General features: G+C 38.3%; 13 protein-coding genes. 10 read left to right on the top strand and 3 right to left on the bottom strand.

The window, feature by feature from the left end; translation table 11 throughout:
- The first annotated feature begins 48 nt into the window (after positions 1 to 48).
- Positions 49 to 2,964, top strand: a complete 2,916-nt coding sequence (gene ileS, locus FJG96_RS03835; protein ID WP_139412820.1) for an isoleucine--tRNA ligase — start codon at positions 49 to 51, stop codon at positions 2,962 to 2,964.
- Between the two features lie 178 nt (positions 2,965 to 3,142).
- Positions 3,143 to 3,634 carry a hypothetical protein gene (locus tag FJG96_RS03840; RefSeq protein WP_139412821.1) on the top strand — a complete coding sequence of 164 codons (492 nt, stop codon included), beginning with the start codon at positions 3,143 to 3,145 and terminating at the stop codon, positions 3,632 to 3,634.
- Between the two features lie 639 nt (positions 3,635 to 4,273).
- On the opposite strand, the gene FJG96_RS03850 is transcribed toward FJG96_RS03840, so the two are convergent.
- Positions 4,274 to 4,720: a nucleoside deaminase gene (locus tag FJG96_RS03850; RefSeq protein ID WP_139412823.1), complete on the bottom strand. Its 447-nt coding sequence runs from the start codon at positions 4,718 to 4,720 to the stop codon at positions 4,274 to 4,276.
- A 268-nt stretch (positions 4,721 to 4,988) separates the two neighbouring features.
- Here FJG96_RS03850 and FJG96_RS03855 point away from each other — a divergent pair, with 268 nt between their 5' ends.
- From FJG96_RS03855 to lpxK, 8 genes are all read left to right on the top strand, one after another.
- The gene (locus FJG96_RS03855) at positions 4,989 to 6,389 is read left to right on the top strand and encodes a pseudouridine synthase (protein WP_139412824.1); all 1,401 of its coding nucleotides are present in this window, start codon (positions 4,989 to 4,991) and stop codon (positions 6,387 to 6,389) included.
- Positions 6,370 to 6,936 carry a 16S rRNA (guanine(966)-N(2))-methyltransferase RsmD gene (rsmD, locus tag FJG96_RS03860; RefSeq protein ID WP_005774090.1) on the top strand — a complete coding sequence of 189 codons (567 nt, stop codon included), beginning with the start codon at positions 6,370 to 6,372 and terminating at the stop codon, positions 6,934 to 6,936. The genes FJG96_RS03855 and rsmD overlap by 20 nt, the downstream gene beginning before the upstream one ends.
- Before the next feature lie 813 nt (positions 6,937 to 7,749).
- A complete protein-coding gene (locus tag FJG96_RS03865; RefSeq protein WP_139412825.1) occupies positions 7,750 to 8,196 on the top strand; it encodes an SRPBCC family protein in 447 nt (148 codons plus the stop codon).
- A gap of 809 nt (positions 8,197 to 9,005) precedes the next feature.
- The gene (locus tag FJG96_RS03870; protein ID WP_005774088.1) at positions 9,006 to 10,337 is read left to right on the top strand and encodes a TldD/PmbA family protein; all 1,332 of its coding nucleotides are present in this window, start codon (positions 9,006 to 9,008) and stop codon (positions 10,335 to 10,337) included.
- Positions 10,324 to 11,127, top strand: a complete 804-nt coding sequence (locus tag FJG96_RS03875) for a 3'(2'),5'-bisphosphate nucleotidase CysQ (protein ID WP_139412826.1) — start codon at positions 10,324 to 10,326, stop codon at positions 11,125 to 11,127. Before FJG96_RS03870 ends, FJG96_RS03875 begins: the two co-directional genes overlap by 14 nt.
- A 46-nt stretch (positions 11,128 to 11,173) precedes the next feature.
- Entirely contained in the window at positions 11,174 to 11,419 is a 246-nt protein-coding gene (locus tag FJG96_RS03880; protein ID WP_005774085.1) for a DUF4170 domain-containing protein, read from the top strand.
- Between the two features lie 1,210 nt (positions 11,420 to 12,629).
- A complete protein-coding gene (gene waaA, locus FJG96_RS03885; RefSeq protein WP_139412827.1) occupies positions 12,630 to 13,952 on the top strand; it encodes a lipid IV(A) 3-deoxy-D-manno-octulosonic acid transferase in 1,323 nt (440 codons plus the stop codon).
- Positions 13,942 to 14,991: a tetraacyldisaccharide 4'-kinase gene (lpxK, locus tag FJG96_RS03890; protein WP_139412828.1), complete on the top strand. Its 1,050-nt coding sequence runs from the start codon at positions 13,942 to 13,944 to the stop codon at positions 14,989 to 14,991. Before waaA ends, lpxK begins: the two co-directional genes overlap by 11 nt.
- Positions 14,992 to 15,002: 11 nt before the next feature.
- Here lpxK and FJG96_RS03895 read toward each other — a convergent pair whose 3' ends face one another.
- The gene (locus tag FJG96_RS03895) at positions 15,003 to 15,239 is read right to left on the bottom strand and encodes a DUF2093 domain-containing protein (protein WP_139412829.1); all 237 of its coding nucleotides are present in this window, start codon (positions 15,237 to 15,239) and stop codon (positions 15,003 to 15,005) included.
- A gap of 108 nt (positions 15,240 to 15,347) precedes the next feature.
- Positions 15,348 to 17,201, bottom strand: a complete 1,854-nt coding sequence (gene mutL / locus FJG96_RS03900; RefSeq protein WP_139412830.1) for a DNA mismatch repair endonuclease MutL — start codon at positions 17,199 to 17,201, stop codon at positions 15,348 to 15,350.
- Positions 17,202 to 17,221: the final 20 nt, after the last annotated feature.

The following is a 17,221-nucleotide window of genomic DNA, read 5'->3' on the forward strand; positions in this document are numbered from 1 at the left end:
GAAGTTATGCAAAAATGAAATCGTAAAAGTGGACAGGAATATTTCACAATGACTGTGAAAAATGAAACAATAGATTATTCAAAAACTCTTTATCTCCCACAGACAAATTTTCCCATGCGTGCAGGGCTTCCGCAAAAAGAGCTTGAGTTAATGGCGCATTGGGAAAATATAGGGCTTTACGCGCAATTGCGTCAACAAGCAAAAGATCGTCCATTTTATATTCTTCATGACGGCCCACCTTATGCAAATGGCCATATTCATATCGGGCATGCTTTAAATAAAGTTCTAAAAGATGTGGTTGTCCGTTCATTTCAAATGCGGGGGTTTAATGCAAATTATGTTCCTGGTTGGGATTGCCATGGGCTTCCAATTGAATGGAAAATTGAGGAAAAATATCGCGCACAAGGAAAAAATAAGGACGAGATTCCTCTTAATGAATTTCGTCAAGAATGTCGTGAATTTGCACAACATTGGGTAACCGTTCAAAGTGAAGAATTTAAACGTCTTGGTGTCGTAGGCGATTTTAAGGCGCCTTACACCACAATGGCTTTTCAAGCAGAAGCACGCATTGCGAGTGAATTGATAAAATTTGCGATATCAGATCAGATTTATCGTGGTTCTAAGCCGGTGATGTGGTCTGTTGTGGAGCGTACAGCTTTGGCAGAGGCAGAGATTGAATATCATGATCATGAATCAGAGGTGATTTGGGTTAAGTTTCCTATTTTTGAAGCAAATTCTGATGATTTATATGGTGCTTATGTCGTGATTTGGACAACAACACCATGGACAATTCCGGGCAATCGCGCAGTGAGTTATTCTTCGCAGATTTCTTATGGTCTTTACGAAATTGAAAGTGCTGAAAATGATTTTGGTCCTCAAGTGGGAGAAAAGCTTCTCTTTGCAGATGCTCTCGCTATGGGTTGCGCAGAAAAAGCCAAACTTGTTTTGAAACGTTTACGTACTGTTTCTGCTGACGAATTGAAAGCTCTTGTTCTTTCTCATCCACTCAAAGGTTTGGCTGGAGCGTATAATTATAAAATTCCATTGCTTGAGGGCGCCCATGTGACAGAGAGTGCGGGGACAGGTTTTGTCCATACAGCACCAAGCCATGGGCGTGAGGACTTTGAAATTTGGAATGATTATAAGCTGTTATTGGAGCAAGCGGGGATTGATACATCGATACCGTTTCCTGTTGATGATGCGGGTTTCTATACGAAAGATGTTCCGGGTTTGGGACCGGATCGTGAAGGGGGGGCTGCTCGTGTTATTGATGATAATGGAAAAATGGGTGATGCCAATAAAGAGGTTATTAACGCTTTAATTAAAGCAGATCGCTTGTTTGCGCGGGGGCGTTTAAAGCATTCCTATCCCCATAGTTGGCGTTCGAAAAAACCAGTTATTTTTCGCAATACACCACAATGGTTTATTTCAATGGATAAAGACCTTGGAGATGGTTCAACTTTACGCAGTCGGGCTTTGGAAGCTATTTCAAAGGTGCGTTTTGTGCCATCTTCTGGACAAAACCGCCTTGCTTCTATGATAGAAGATCGTCCTGATTGGGTTCTTTCTCGTCAACGTTCTTGGGGTGTTCCTATTTGTATTTTTGCCAATGAGGATGGTGTTGTTTTGAAAGATGAAGGCGTGAACGAGCGTATTTTACAGGCTTTTGAAGCAGAAGGAGCAGATGCATGGTTTGCTAAAGGAGCACGTGAACGTTTTTTAGGTGATCGTGCGCATGAGCCTTGGGTGCAGGTTTATGATATTTTGGATGTTTGGTTTGATTCTGGAGCAAGCCATAGTTTTGTATTAGAAGATCGGGCTGATTTAAAGTGGCCTGCAGATGTTTATTTTGAAGGTTCAGATCAACATCGTGGATGGTTCCAATCTTCTCTTTTGGAAAGCAGTGGTACGCGTGCTTGTTCTCCCTATAAGACAGTGATCACACACGGTTTTACTTTGGATGAGAATGGTAAGAAAATGTCTAAATCCTTAGGCAATACGGTTGTTCCGCAAGAGATCATTAAAACATCTGGTGCTGATATTTTTCGTCTCTGGGTCATGACAACTGATTATTGGGAAGATCAGCGTTTAGGCAAAAAAATCCTTCAAACCAATGTGGATTCATATCGTAAATTACGCAATGCAATTCGTTGGATGCTTGGAACTTTAGCCTACGATGAAGGAGAAGAAATATCTTATAGCGCACTGCCAGATCTTGAAAAATTTATATTACATCGGCTTTTTGAACTTGATCAATTGATTAATCACGCTTACGATGAATTTGATTTTAAAAAAATTATGCGTGCATTGTTAGATTTTTCAATCATTGAATTATCGGCATTTTATTTTGATATCCGCAAAGATTCTCTTTATTGTGATGCGCCTTCATCACAAAAACGGAAGGCCTCTTTGCAGGTTGTTCGTGAGATTTTTGAACGAATGGTGGTATGGCTTGCTCCCATGTTGCCTTTTACGATGGAGGAAGCTTGGTTAGAGCGTTATCCAGAAAGCCAATCGGTGCATTTAGAACAATTTCGCTCTGTACCAGAAGAATGGAAAAACCAATCTTTGGCTGAGCGTTGGAAAAAAATTCGACAGGTCCGTAAAGTTGTGACAGGAGCTTTAGAACTTGAACGCGCTGATAAGCGTATTGGATCTTCGTTAGAAGCAGCTCCTATTGTTTTTATTTCCAATCCGGTTTTACGAGGGGCACTAGAAAATGTGGATATGGCGGAGATCTGTATTACCAGTGCTCTCACAATTGTGCAGGATACAATGCCTTTAGATGCTTTTACTTTGAATGATGTTGAAGGTGTTGGTGTATACTCACAGAAGGCATTGGGGAAAAAATGTGCCAGATCATGGCGTTATACACAAGATGTTGGGAGTGATCCAGCTTATCCTGATGTCTCTGCTCGTGATGCAGCTGCTTTGCGAGAATTAAAAATTCTTGGCAAGATTTAAAACTTTAGATTAAAGAAAAGAAATGCAAGGAGATTTCCCATATTGATGAATATCGTTTTTTGTGGTACATGGTGAATTCCGTTGTTTTATCTGCAGGGGGGGAAATTTGTGTATGGACCGTTCTCTCATAAATAGCGGGAATATTAATAAGCCATATACTTGGGAAATGGAATAAGCAGTGAGAAAACGTGAAGTAAAAATATTTCCAGCAGGAATTTTAGGTATATGCTTTGTTTTAACGGGATGCAATTTATCTGCTCCTACCTATGGGACAAATAAACCGGTTTCGGTACAGTTTTTTGAGGATGTTGCTAATATTGCTTCATTAACACCAGTAAATAACAGCAGTCAGATTGTTATAAAGCCTCGCCCAGAACTTGTGATACCAAGTGCTAGCGCACGCCGATTTTTGCCGCTGCCACAACAGGATAGATCTATCAATAAAGGAGCAGCATCAAAACAGCATCAAGGAAATGCTCCTTTTCCTCACAAAGGGTCCTCAGTTAATGGCGTTAGTTCAGAAAATCCTTCACAGTTGAATGCAAAACAACGACAAGAATATTTACGTCGTCAAAGAGCACAAGTTGGAAGTCCAAAATACCGTCGCTATCTCACGGAACCACCATTAAGTTATCGCCAACCGGCAAAGACTGCTCCTATTACTCGCTAGAGAAAAAATATTAAAGTATGTGAGGTGTTCTCTATTACTTATAATATCAAGTTTTCATCCGCGCAGAGCTTTCCCTTTGCAGCAGGGAAGCATGAAATATATGGTGATAGCATCAAGAGAGTGGTGCAGTGTTTCCCTCACAAGAAGTATTTCTCAAGGTTTTCAAAACCATTTCACACCATCGTTCGTTTGGAGGATATAACGTGAAATCTATTGTTGTACCGACATCTTTATGCTTATGAAGGAGCAGGCTGTTATCATTATTGTATTTGCCAGCCTTTAATGTTGTGATAGGTCCGTTGCAGTGAAGGGTCTTCATAAAGGGTATTTTTAGTTTTTTCTAAATTGTTTTTTATCTAGATGGTACTCCACTTTGTGATGTGCGAGAAAGAGATTTTTATTGATTCACCATAAACAGATTTGAAATGAGCGTATTCTACGATTTTTTGGACTTTATATTTTATAGATAAAACAATGAATTATTCTCATAAATGAATGAATCAATCCAATAGAAGCACTCTGCAGTGTTAAAGGAATGTTAGAGGGAAATTAGCTTTCGCCATATCAGAAGGATTAATCATCTTTTTGAAGGAATAGAATAGTTTCTAAAGAGTGAAAGTTATGGATAAAGAGTTGTTTTTAGCATCGCTTTTGGATAAAAAAATCTTTAAGTAATTGAGCAGCTTCTTTTTCTTTAAAACCAGAATAAATTTCAGGTTTGTGATGACAAGTGGGTTGCTGATAGAAACGTGGGCCATTTTCTATAGCTCCCCCTTTGGGATCGTTTGTTGCATAATACAGACGTCGTATGCGTGCAAATGAAATGGCAGCAGCACACATAGCACAAGGCTCAAGTGTTACGTAAAGATCGCAATCAGGAAGCCTTTCGCTTTGCAATGTTTCACAAGCCATACGGATTGCGCGCATTTCTGCGTGTCCTGTAGGGTCATAGGCAGATTTTATAAAGTTCCCAGCACGTGCGATGATAGTTTTTCCACGTGTAATGACAGCGCCTACGGGAACTTCATGTTTTTTTGCAGCACACTGTGCTTCCAAAAGGGCTATTTCCATGGGTGTCAAAGTCATAATGTTCTTTCTACTGACAGCATAGAGAATCTAAAGATTATCTCAATAAAGAATGCTATGGAATGAATCATTTATTACGCTTTTATAATGAAAGAAATACTTTCATTTTTTAAGTGTTTAAAACAAACTTGCAAGTCAATGGATACGTTATTGTTGTTAAAGGATAGAAAATGATAAATGATTGTGCTACTTCGTCTTTCAGGATAAGCGGTATGGTGCATGTGAATAATTTTCTGAACATACTGGCAAAAATTGGTTTGAAACGCAAATGAATGAAAATAATGAGAGTGAACGGATTGCTAAAAGGTTAGCGCGTGCTGGCGTTGCCTCGCGTCGAGATGCGGAAATGATGATTGTTGCAGGTCGTGTTTCTGTGAATGGTACAGTTGTGACAACACCTGCTTTTAATGTTAGTCGCTCTGATGTTATTAAAGTTGATGGTAAACCTTTACCTCCTATAGAACGAACGCGTTTATGGCTTTACCATAAGCCAGCAGGGCTTGTTACCACGAACCGTGATCCGGAAGGTAGACCTACAGTATTTAGTCATTTACCAAAAGGAATGCCACGCGTTCTTTCTATTGGAAGACTTGATATTAACACGGAAGGGCTTTTGCTTTTAACCAATGATGGTGGCTTAGCGCGGGTATTAGAGCTTCCTGTGACGGGGTGGGTCCGCAAATATCGCGTCCGAGCCCATGGAAAAGTAAAGCAGAGCACGCTCGATAACCTTAAAAATGGTATTGCGATTAATGGAATTTTCTATGGTTCAATTGAAGCCTCAATTGAACGGGAACAAGGGTCTAACATATGGCTTTCTGTTGCTTTGCGAGAAGGAAAAAATCGTGAAATAAAGAATGTTTTAGGGGCATTGGGATTATCCGTTAATCGTTTAATCCGTGTCTCTTATGGCCCATTTCATCTCTCCGATTTAGAAGAAGGAGCTGTACAAGAATTAAAAGGTCGGATGTTACGAGATCAGTTGGGAGAGCGTTTGATTATGCAGGCCAATGCCGATTTTGATGCTCCTATTCTGAAACACTTTTCAAATTCTGCGGTTGCTGCGGAAAAACAAAGACAGAAGGATGTTTCTGTTGCAAATGATGGTTGGGTCTTTTCAAGTGAAAGAGCAATGCGGCGCAGCACGAGAGATCGTTCTATTGAGCATGGTCGCACACGATTAGATACAAAGTCTCATGAGAATATGAATAAAGGGAAAAGTGAGGAAGGAAAAGCAGAGCGTTTTCTACCGCGATCTCGTCGTGCGAATGTTTGGATGGCTCCTGGTGCACGTCCGCAGAGTGCGAGGAGGAAGCTTTCCTATAATGAGGAGAAATCACAGGCTCATAAGAGCGATTTGACTGGTAAAAAATCTTTTCATCAAGGCAAGAAAAAACAAAAAGACAATCACTTTCAGAAAGAAAAAGGGGGAAGTTTTGTTCAAAAACGTGGCAAAACACCTTATGATGAGACGCGTGCATTTAGTAAGAAAGATCACTTTTCTAAGGATAAAGAGAAAATGATAAGAGGTGGTCCTGATGAACGTTCTTTTGAGAGAAAAAACAAGGTAAAATCGTTTAGTGGTGCTCTGAAAAAATCTAAACCACATAGAGATGGTGCAAAAACTTCGAAGCGATTTGGAGGACCACGTGCGGATTATCGGCGGTAAGTTTGCTGGGCGTGTTTTGTTTTCGCCTGTTGATCAGTCGATTCGCCCAACGAGTGATCGTACGCGAGAAAGCCTTTTTAATATTCTTTCTAGCCGTGAAGAACAATTTTGGACCAATAAACGCATTCTTGATCTGTTTGCTGGTACTGGTGCTTTAGGCATTGAAGCACTTTCACGTGGAGCAAAGGCTGCTGTTTTTGTTGAAAATTCGGTTGAGGGGCGTGGGTTGCTTCAAAAAAATATCGAAGCCTTTGAATTACAGTCGATTGGACGGATTTTGCGTCGTGATGCAACAAAACTTGGCAAGATTGGAACAATGCTTCCATTTGATGTTATTTTTGCTGATCCTCCCTATAGCCGTTGTTTAGGTGAACAGGCTTTTGTAGAAGCTTTGCGAGGGGGGTGGGCAAAAGCGGATACACTTTTCGTACTTGAAGAAAAGAAAGATACAATCATTCATTTACCTGACGTCTTTTATCTAGATGATGAGCGTTTTTATGGTGAGACAGCAATACGTCTTTATAAATTACGATTGCTTGCATCTTGAGAAAGTTCTTTTTTTTATCCGGTAGGACGAAAAAAATTCTTTACAGCTTCCTTTATTTTATATGGTTTCTTTCAAGGTGAAGCAGAAAATCAATAAAAGATTCTAATGTTAAAGAAATTGATGCGTTTTAACTTCATTATGCTTTTTATCTTAATCCCTCTATTTTGGGGAGCTTTTTTATAGCTCAAAAAGCGAACCTTTTATGATATATGCTCTTTATGATGTAGAAAGATACCTTTTAATCTTCTATCCAAATCTAAATTACTTTGAGGTGTAAATAGTATTGTACCTGAGTTAGCAGTATGTGCTGCTGCTCATTTTTGTAAGTTATGGACTGATTTGTTAATTTCAGCGACATTAAAAGCAAAACGCATTATCAAAGCTTTCGTGTATTATGAACTTTACTACCGACCGATCAATATCTCTTTTTAAATAGGAGATATATTTCACGACAACAATTGTGACATCTTTTTTCTCCTTTTTTCAATTATACCTTCATCATCAATGTTTTATCAACGGTGAAAAGCTTTAAGCTATGTCGCCGACATTGATATCTTAAATGGTGCGTAAATTCTCTCTTTGTTATTGTATGAACTTAAAAAACAGATATTTTTATTTAAGGGAGACAATAATGTTCATTTATACTGAACATTTTTGTGTTTATTTTATTAATATTGCTTGTTGACTTAATCATTACCTATTAAAGACGCTTGAGAAGATTAAATATCTTATCGTTATACAATTTTAAGAGTAATTAATATATTACTCGTTGTCACTGAAGATATAGGATTTTGTAAAAAAGGGGAGCTTATCATGTTTAAATGGACGCATAGTGAAGAAATTAGTACACAAGCAAGTGCAGAGCAGATTTGGTCTATGTGGGAAGATGTAGCAACATGGCCTTGCTGGGATCATGAACTTGAATGGGTAGAACTTTCTGGTGCTTTCAAGGAAGGCGCTGTAGGACGCATGAAACCTAAAAAAGGACCAATAGTAACTTTTACACTTGATAAAGTTATAAAAAATGTTTGTTTTTCTGATTATGCAAAACTTCCTCTTACACGCATGAGTTTTGATCATGAATATATTGGTTCAACCAAATCTGGTTCTTTAAATAACAAAATTCGTCATACCGTAACGATGTCTGGTTTACTTTCTCCTTTCTTCGGAATGATTATTGGATCAAAAATTAAGTTACATCTTCGCGATGCAATGATTGAAATGAGTAGACGTGCTCTTACTGAAAATAAAGCTCTCTGATGTGTCTTCATAGAGAAGTTGATCTTTAAAAAAAGATACAGAAATTATAGCCTTGTTAGGATGAAATCAGTTATGAGTATATCACAAACCAATGAGTTTTTTAGTTAGCTATTAAGAGCGTGTCAAATTATCTTACGGAATTAATTTTTCTCTAAAGATCTTACAAAAGTCATAAAAATTTTATTTTTTATATAAAAACTTATAAGATGATTTTTTCATTGAAAATAAGAAAATTGTAGAAACTCTTTTCTGCTCTTGTGAAGCTTTAGCCAGTATTGTCATGGTATTTTACACTATTTATGGTTACAAGATTGTCATTTCATTACGAGAGAGCTTATAGAAGTAAAGCAATATCCAAAAAGATAAAACATTTTCTTGATTCTTGTGGAGACATTAAAGGATGCTATAGGAATGAGGGAGGTTATTTGACACTTCAGAGAACAAAAGGTGTGGGGTTTAGGTTGTTTTATGCTTTTTGAATTTTTGAAGATTTTGGCTTAAATTGAAGTGTTATTGCTAAGTCTTCTATTGATTTACGAGGTTTTCTGTTGATCTGGTTGTGAGTTGCAGATTTCGCTTTTAAAATGATAAGGGCCCATGAGAAATCTTGAAACTAAAGAGATTTTACGACATATTACCTCTTTTCATAAAGAAGCTAACAGGGAAGTGATTTAATGCATTAAAAGAAAAAGAATGCAGAAGACGTGCATAATTTTATGAATGAACACACAAGAGTTATATTCTGATTGGTATAAATTTGTCAGAGTACTTATCAATGTAAATAATAAAATATTTTAGGGAGTCTATGAATGACTGACAAAAACCAGATTGAGAAAGCGGTTTCATTGGTTGAAGCGGCAAGGCGTTCTGGGGCGGATGCTGCTGATGCTGTTATTATTCATGCACATTCCACCAGTGTATCTGTTCGTTTTGGGAAAGTCGAATCGACAGAAGCAGCCGAGAGCAATGATTTTACTTTAAGGGTTTTTGTTGGAAAAAAAGTAGCAAGTGTTTCTGCTAATTTAGCGTCTTATCCGCAAGAACTTGCAGAACGTGCTGTTGCAATGGCTAAAGCTTCTCCCGATAGTTTATTTGAGGGGTTGGCAGATAAAGAGTGTTTGGTTAAGAATCCTAAAGATCTTGATCTTTTTGATAATTTTGTACCCAGCAGTCATTTTTTAACAGAGGATGCTTTAAAAACAGAAGCAGCAGCTCTTGATGTTAAAGGCGTAAGCAATTCTGGCGGCGCTGCAACAGCTTATGGTCGTAGTGGGTTTATTCTGGTGACCAGCGATGGTTTTTGTGGCGCCTATCGCTCCAGTTGCTTTTCACGTTCTTGCAGTGCTCTTGCGGGGGAAGGGACACAGATGGAGCGGGATTATGATTACACAACAGCTTTACATTTTTCTGATTTAGAGGATGCAGAAACTGTGGGAAAGAATGCAGGGCTTGGTGCTGTTCGGCGTTTAGGAGCCGTTCGTGCCGCAACAGGAGGCGTTGATGTTATTTTTAGTCCGCGTACAGCGCGTGGAATTGCAGGGCATATCGCCTCTATGGTCAATGGAGCATCTGTAGCACGCAAAACGAGTCTTTTACAGGACTTCTTAGGCAAGCCAGTGATGAAGCCTAATGTTAAGGTGACCGATCAGCCTTTGCGATTACGGGGAAATGCTTCTCATCCTTTTGATGGAGAAGGGATAGAGGGGAGAACACTCAATATTATTGAAAATGGTATTTTAAAAAACTGGCTTCTTTCATCATCCACAGCACGTGAATTAGGACTTCAAACAAATGGACACGGTGTGCGTTCGGGGTCATTGGTGCAGCCGACAAGTACAAATTTTGCTATTGAACCGGGTTTAGTATCACCTTGCGATATGATAAAAGATTTAGGAAGTGGATTTTATGTAACAGAATTATTCGGCCATGGCATTGATTTTGTTACCGGTCAGTATAGTCGGGGTGCTTCTGGTTTTTGGATTGAAAATGGTGAAATTGCTTATCCGGTGAGTGAAGTGACGCTGGGTTCTGATTTGCTTCATATGTTAGCACATTTAACACCTGCCAATGATATTGATCGGCGTTATAGTACAGCGGCTCCAACATTATTAATTGAAGGGATGACACTTGCAGGAAAATAATACGCATCATTTTTCTGATTTAAATCTTTTGCGTGAGGTTTGTCGAGAGGCAGGAGATTTAGCAATGCGGTATTTTGGATGCACGTTGGATGTTTGGATGAAAGAGGGTAATTCACCGGTCAGTGAGGCAGACTTTGCTGTTGATCATTTTTTGAAAGAGAAGCTTCTTGGGGCGCGTCCAAATTATGGATGGATTTCAGAAGAAACAAAAGATAATCGAGAACAACAAAGTTATGAACGCTCCTTTGTGGTTGATCCTATTGATGGAACACGAGGTTTTCTTTCTGGCAGTCCTTATTGGTGTATTTCGGTTGCTATTATTGAGAATGGTCGTCCTATTGTGGGCGTTCTACAATGTCCGGCTCAAGGAGATGTCTATGCAGCTGTCACAGGGGGAGGGGCAACATTAAATGGGATAAAACTTCCTCGTTTAGCCTTTCAGGCTCATCGAAAATATAAAATTTCTCTTGATCAATCGCTCGCACAAAAATTACCCGATGATTTTCGCAATCGGTTTAGTCTTTATCGTTACCTTCCTTCTCTTGCTTATCGTATTGTTCTCGTGGCTCAAGACGAGATCGATATTGTGTTAGTTCGCCCGAATTGTCATGAATGGGATATTGCCGCCGCTGATCTTATTTTGCAGGAGTGTGGGGGACGTTTTTTATCGCTTGATGCCCCTTTATTATCTTACGGAATTGAACCTTATCAATATGGACTTTTAATTGCTGGTAAAAATAATTGCTGTCAGGATATGATAGATATTGTTCATCAGGCAAAGTTAGTTTAATCACATAAAAACACGCTAAAATTATCTGGATGATATGGAGGCACATATGACCGAAACCAACGAAAAAAAACAATATTTACACCTTGTATTTGGTGGTGAATTAAAAAATCTTAAGAGTAATCAATTTAAGAATCCTGATGATTTAGATGTGGTTGGTATTTTTTCAAGTTATCAATCTGCTAAAGAAGCATGGCAGGCAAAAGCACAAAGCAGTGTCGATAATGCATTACAACGTTATTACATCGTAGATTTGCATCAGTTTCTTGATACTGAAACAGGCGATGCAGAATAAAGCTTGAATATTTGGTCATTATATCCGCTGTTTTACGCTTGTTTATCACGCTCTCTCAGAGGCGTATCTTTTAAGAAAAACAGAACGTCGTAGAATAAAATACCATTATTGTTGTAAATTCTTACGCTTCCTTAAGGAAATATTTCTCAAGGCGTCAAATCCATTTCATAATGGTGTTTGCGCATTTATTGTATCACTATCTTTTATGCTTAAATATGAACAAAAATGCTTTTCTTACATCATTGTACACTTTGTCAAAATATTAGAATAAACTTTCGCACTTGAGATGAGGCATAAGGGGTATGGTTATTCCTTTTTTCAGTATTTTTTTATCTATACTCCCTCTCTGTGGTGCGTGAGCAAAAGGTTTTGATTGCTTCAACATAACTTGGTTGTAAGTAATTGAGGGACAAGTTACGCAATGGCAAATCATTATATATCAATATATTGCCTAATTATACGAATATCGTGTGATTAAGTTTCTAGATTTAAAGTCAGAGTGCATAAAAGAGTTCAAAAAAGAGATGGTACATTTAAGTGACTTTGGTAAAATATAGCATTTAAAGATAACAAGGTGGTTTGCTCAAGTTTTTATTGTGAAAGAAATGAGGTATATCCCTTTATTTATAAGATAGATTTAGATGACAATTACAAAGGTGCATATCACGCATTTGTTATCGTTTTTTACATAAGCAGTATTGTCTTGGAATTTTTTTGTTCTCAAATTGAGAAAATTTTTGCTCTATTTTTTCTTGATTGTACAAAGACAAATATGGAATTTACAAAACAGTGTAAGTGTAACATGATTGTGATTGGAATAGAACGATGTACAGCTTATCACGTTTATAAAAAAATTTGAGTATTATTAACGTTTGAAATGCCTTTAAATCTGAGAAAAAATATGGCTATAAATGTGCCTATTTCATATGAAAGAATAAAGAAAGCTGGAAAAAAGACATTGTATAGTCAATGGTCTGTCTATTCTATTGCATTTTGTATATATGTTATTCTTATAGAAAAATTTTTGAAAAAGGGAATAAAATCATGTTCCTTTTCTCTTTTTGTATCTTTAATTTTTTTATGAAAGATGTTTTCTATCCAAGATACGGATAGCCTTAAAAAAATATGGATGTAAACCAATAGTGTTGATAAATTTTTTAACAAAATAAGCCTATAAATATCTCAAAACAGCTGGATGAGGTGATGTTAAATGGTAGAATTAAAGGCACACGCGGCTCTTTTAACCTATCGGATGATTGGCTTTTGCCTATATCCTGTTATCCCTTTTTATTTGTTTTTTCGTGCTATCCGTGGAAAAGAAGAGTGGTGTCGCAAAAAAGAGCGTTTAGGTAAAAGCTCCCTTCTACGTCCTCAAGGTTCGTTAGTTTGGTTGCATGCAGCAAGTGTGGGAGAAACACTTACGCTTGTTCCACTTATTAATCATATTTTATCATTAAAAATCAATGTCTTATTGACAACGGGGACAGTGACCTCTTCCTCTCTTGTGAAAAAACATTTTGGGAATCGGGTGATTCATCAATATGCGCCTTTGGACTTAGATTTTGTTGTGCGGCGTTTTATTCATCATTGGAAGCCTGATCTCGTTTTGGTTTGTGAATCGGAAATTTGGCCTCTGCGTATTAAAGAGCTTGCTAAAATGCGTATTCCGCAGATTCTGGTTAATGCCCATATGTCTGAACGTTCTTTTAAAGCTTGGCAGAAACGGCGCGTTCTTGCCAGACATATTTTTGAGGATATTGATTTGGCGATTAGTCAGAACGAAAGAGATGTCGTTTATTACCATACACTTGGCGTAAAATCTGTTACATTTTCTGGTAATCTCAAGGCGGATGTTTTTTTGGTTGAAGATCAAACATTGCTTGCACGTTATCGTCATGCTATCGGCAACCGCCCAGTTTGGGCCGCTATTTCAACGCATGAAGGGGAAGAAGAGATTGCTTTTGAGGTTCATAAGATTGTTAAAAATTATTTGCCAGATTTATTGACAATTATTGTACCTCGTCATCCTGAACGTGTAGAAGATCTTATCAAAAAATGTGACAATCAGAGTTTGCGTTTTATTCGGAGAAGTAGAAATGCTATTCCAGATATAAATACCGACATTTTATGGGGAGATACGATTGGAGAAATGGGACTTTTTCTTCGTTTATCGAAAGTTTCTTTTGTTGGTAAGTCGTTATGTGGAAAGGGTGGTCATAATCCATTGGAATTGGCTTTGCTGGATTCTGCTATTTTAACGGGACCTCATGTTTCAAATTTTCAAGAGATGTTCGAACAATTTTTAACGCGTGATGCAGCATATATGATTCAAGATACAAAACAGCTTGCGATTGAAGTGTATAAGCTTTTAACAAATGAAACATTGCGACAAGAAATGGTTGATAAGGCTCATGACGTAGCAACTGGTATGACAGGTGCACTTGAGCGCACATTAAAGATTTTAGATCCATTTTTACAACCTCTTGTCATACAAACAGGTTTACGTCAGCGTCAGGGTGGATATGCGTATTAATGCCCCCCGTTTTTGGTGGAAAAATAGAAGTCTTTTGCGTTTTTTATTAGCTCCAGTTTCATGGGGATATGGTTATTTTGCACATCGTTTTATGGCAAGGCAGCCTCCCATGATTGATCTTCCAGTTTTATGTATTGGAAATTTTACATGCGGTGGTACGGGTAAAACGCCGGTTGTTATCGCTTTTGCCAAAGTGGCTAAAGAACTTGGTTTCATTCCTGGTGTTGTATCACGAGGTTATGGTGGAGCCATTAAAGGAGTGCATCTCGTAAATGAGAAATATGACACTGCCCATGATGTTGGAGATGAAGCCCTTTTATTGGCACAGCATGCTTTTGTCGCTGTATCGGCTAATCGTTATGCGGCAGCACAACGGCTGAAAAAAGAGGGATGTAATCTTATTTTAATGGATGACGGTTTTCAAAGTCGCCGCCTTTATATGGATTATGCGTTACTTGTTGTGGATGCGATGCGTGGTTTTGGGAATGGAGCCGTCTTTCCAGCAGGACCTTTACGTGTACCATTAAAAACGCAATTTTCTTTTATGGATAGCGTTTTATTGATTGGTCACCAAGATGCGCGTGATAAGGTTGCTTTTCTTGTTGCGCGTACGGGAAAACCTTTGCATCGTGCTCATCTTAAGGCAAGTGCCTCTGATGAGGTTGCAGGAAAATTATTTTTAGCATTTGCAGGGATTGGCAATCCAGATAAATTTTTTCAATCCATTAAAGAATTATCTGGTCATGTGGTGCAAACTTATACCTATCCAGATCACTATTTTTTTACCGATAAAAATTTAACAAGCCTTGTACAAAAAGCTCAAATGCAAAATTTATGGCTAGCGACAACGGCTAAAGATTATATCCGTATACAGACAGTTCATGCGCAAAAAGATTTGAAAAATCTTATTGTTTTTGATGTGGATGTCGATTTTGTTCAAAAAGATTTCTGTCATATGCTCCTTGAGGAGGTTATGAACCGCTTTAAAAAACGTTCCCTAGAGTTTTCTTCGCCGAAAAGGCAAAGGCTAAATTTATAGCTTTCGAGGGTCTATTTTTCTTTTGTTTTTAACAATTTCTTGAGATATGGATTGCATTCAAGTTCACGGTGATAGGAAATTTCACAACTCGCATATGCTTCCTGACGGTGATGATTCCAATATTTTAAATCATCTATAGGAATTTTTTGTCCGCTAACGGCACAAATGGTATAGGTTCCATATTCCACAATGTCATATCCATTATTAGAATAACGAACTTTTGCTTCGCGTTCACCATTGGAAAACATTTTAGTTCCTTTTTATTTGACAGTATTATTCAAAAAAATGCCATAGGATATATTATAAAGTCGAGAGTTAATTTAAAAATATTTTTCTGGTCTAAAAGAGTTAAACATTTATTTTCTGCCAAAAAGCCGTTCTATATCTGCTAATTTAAGTTCAATATAAGTAGGGCGTCCATGATTACACGTACTTGTATTGGGCGTTGCCTCCATTTGTCGTAACAGTGTGTTCATTTCTTCGGGGTGTAAAAGGCGCCCTGACCGTATTGAGCCGTGACAAGCCATCGTTGCTGCAACATAATCAAGCATTTCTTTTAAATTGTTTGTTGTATCATGCTCAGCAGCTTCATCGGCGAGATCTTTAATAAGGGCTTGAACGTTGATCTCTCCTAACATGGAAGGCGTCTCGCGTACAAGAATTGCACCAGGTCCAAATGGTTCTATGCTCAATCCAAATTTTTGCAAAGCATCTTTGTGCGTTAGGAGGCATGTTGCATCCTCTTCAGAGAGTTCTACAATTTCAGGAATCAATAATAATTGTGAAGGAAGTGGATTGGCATAAAGAGCATTTTTGAGTGATTCATAAACCAATCGTTCGTGCGCAGCATGTTGATCGACAATGATCAAACTATCTTGAGTTTGGGCAATAATATAGTTTTTATGGATTTGTGCTCTGGCCGCACCTAGAGGATACGACAACTCTTCTGACGAAGGTATATTGCTTGGAATGTAGGTAGCACCACTTGGTGTATTTAAGCCCTCCATAATAGGCGTAGCATTTTCTTTTAAACCAAAAGAACCGTTACTATCCAACGGTTTGTGCACCATTGAAGCAGCGGCAAAATGATGAGGCTGTGGGCTGTAAGAAGAGGATTGGTGGGCATTTTTAAAATTGTCCAATGATTGTTGTGTTAATGGTTTTTGTGTTTGAAAAGCTGTGAGCATTGCTTCAGAACGAGTTGAAGTTGGGCGAATACCAGATTGCTGCAATGCTTCACGAATGGCTCCAACGATCAAACCACGAATTAATCCTGGATCACGGAAGCGCACATCAGCTTTGGCTGGATGAACATTAACATCGACCTCAGCAGGAGGAAGATCAATAAAAAGAATAGCGACAGGATAACGATCCCGTGTCATGACATCAGCATAAGCGCCTCGAATTGCACCCCATAGAAATTTATCACGCACAGGACGCCCATTAACATAAGCAAATTGATGCAGGCTGTTATTTCGGTTAAAAGATGGCAAACAAGCAAACCCTGTTAAGCGCACAGATTCGCGTTCAGCATTCAGTGCAATGCTGTTAGGAGCAAATTCTTTTCCCATAATTTGGGTAATACGTTGTAATTGTCCTTGAGTATTATTTTCTGTCGCAGACAGCTCCATAGATGTTCTGTCTAGTCCTGAAAGAGAAAAGCGGATATGTGGAAATGCGATAGCAATTCGCTTAATCATATCACTAATAGCATTTGTTTCAGCCCGATCAGTTTTCATAAATTTTAATCGTGCTGGCGTGACAAAGAAAAGGTCACGAACTTCAACAATTGTTCCAAGATTTGCAGCAGTGGGTTTGGGACCTACAATTTTGCCTGCAGTAACGGAAATTTCAGCGGCATTCTCAGCCTCTTTTGTCCGTGAAATAAGTTTAAGTTTAGCAACAGAACCAATAGAAGGGAGGGCTTCTCCTCTAAACCCAAGGAAGCAGATATTGTGTACGTCATCGGTAATCTTTGAGGTACAATGGCGAGAAACGGCTAAAGTTAACTGATCAGCAGGAATCCCACAACCATTATCACTTACCTTTATAAAATTTTTTCCACCATTTGCTGTCATAATTTCAATGCGCGTTGCACCAGCATCAATAGCATTTTCAACAAGTTCTTTGACAACATTTGCTGGCCGTTCAATAACTTCACCAGCGGCGATTTGGTTAATAATATTTTCGCTAAGATGGCGTATAATCATAATAAATTCTAACAGGATTC

This window comes from Bartonella mastomydis, from assembly GCF_900185775.1.
Lineage (GTDB): Bacteria > Pseudomonadota > Alphaproteobacteria > Rhizobiales > Rhizobiaceae > Bartonella > Bartonella elizabethae.

What these genes read in the sequence shown, in the direction of transcription:
- ileS (WP_139412820.1), top strand. Translation starts at nt 49, where the DNA reads ATGACTGTGAAAAATGAAACAATAGATTATTCAAAAACTCTTTATCTC.
- FJG96_RS03850 (WP_139412823.1), bottom strand. Translation starts at nt 4,720, where the DNA reads ATGACTTTGACACCCATGGAAATAGCCCTTTTGGAAGCACAGTGTGCT.
- FJG96_RS03855 (WP_139412824.1), top strand. Translation starts at nt 4,989, where the DNA reads ATGAATGAAAATAATGAGAGTGAACGGATTGCTAAAAGGTTAGCGCGT.
- FJG96_RS03865 (WP_139412825.1), top strand. Translation starts at nt 7,750, where the DNA reads ATGTTTAAATGGACGCATAGTGAAGAAATTAGTACACAAGCAAGTGCA.
- FJG96_RS03870 (WP_005774088.1), top strand. Translation starts at nt 9,006, where the DNA reads ATGACTGACAAAAACCAGATTGAGAAAGCGGTTTCATTGGTTGAAGCG.
- FJG96_RS03880 (WP_005774085.1), top strand. Translation starts at nt 11,174, where the DNA reads ATGACCGAAACCAACGAAAAAAAACAATATTTACACCTTGTATTTGGT.
- waaA (WP_139412827.1), top strand. Translation starts at nt 12,630, where the DNA reads ATGGTAGAATTAAAGGCACACGCGGCTCTTTTAACCTATCGGATGATT.
- lpxK (WP_139412828.1), top strand. Translation starts at nt 13,942, where the DNA reads ATGCGTATTAATGCCCCCCGTTTTTGGTGGAAAAATAGAAGTCTTTTG.
- FJG96_RS03895 (WP_139412829.1), bottom strand. Translation starts at nt 15,239, where the DNA reads ATGTTTTCCAATGGTGAACGCGAAGCAAAAGTTCGTTATTCTAATAAT.
- mutL (WP_139412830.1), bottom strand. Translation starts at nt 17,201, where the DNA reads ATGATTATACGCCATCTTAGCGAAAATATTATTAACCAAATCGCCGCT.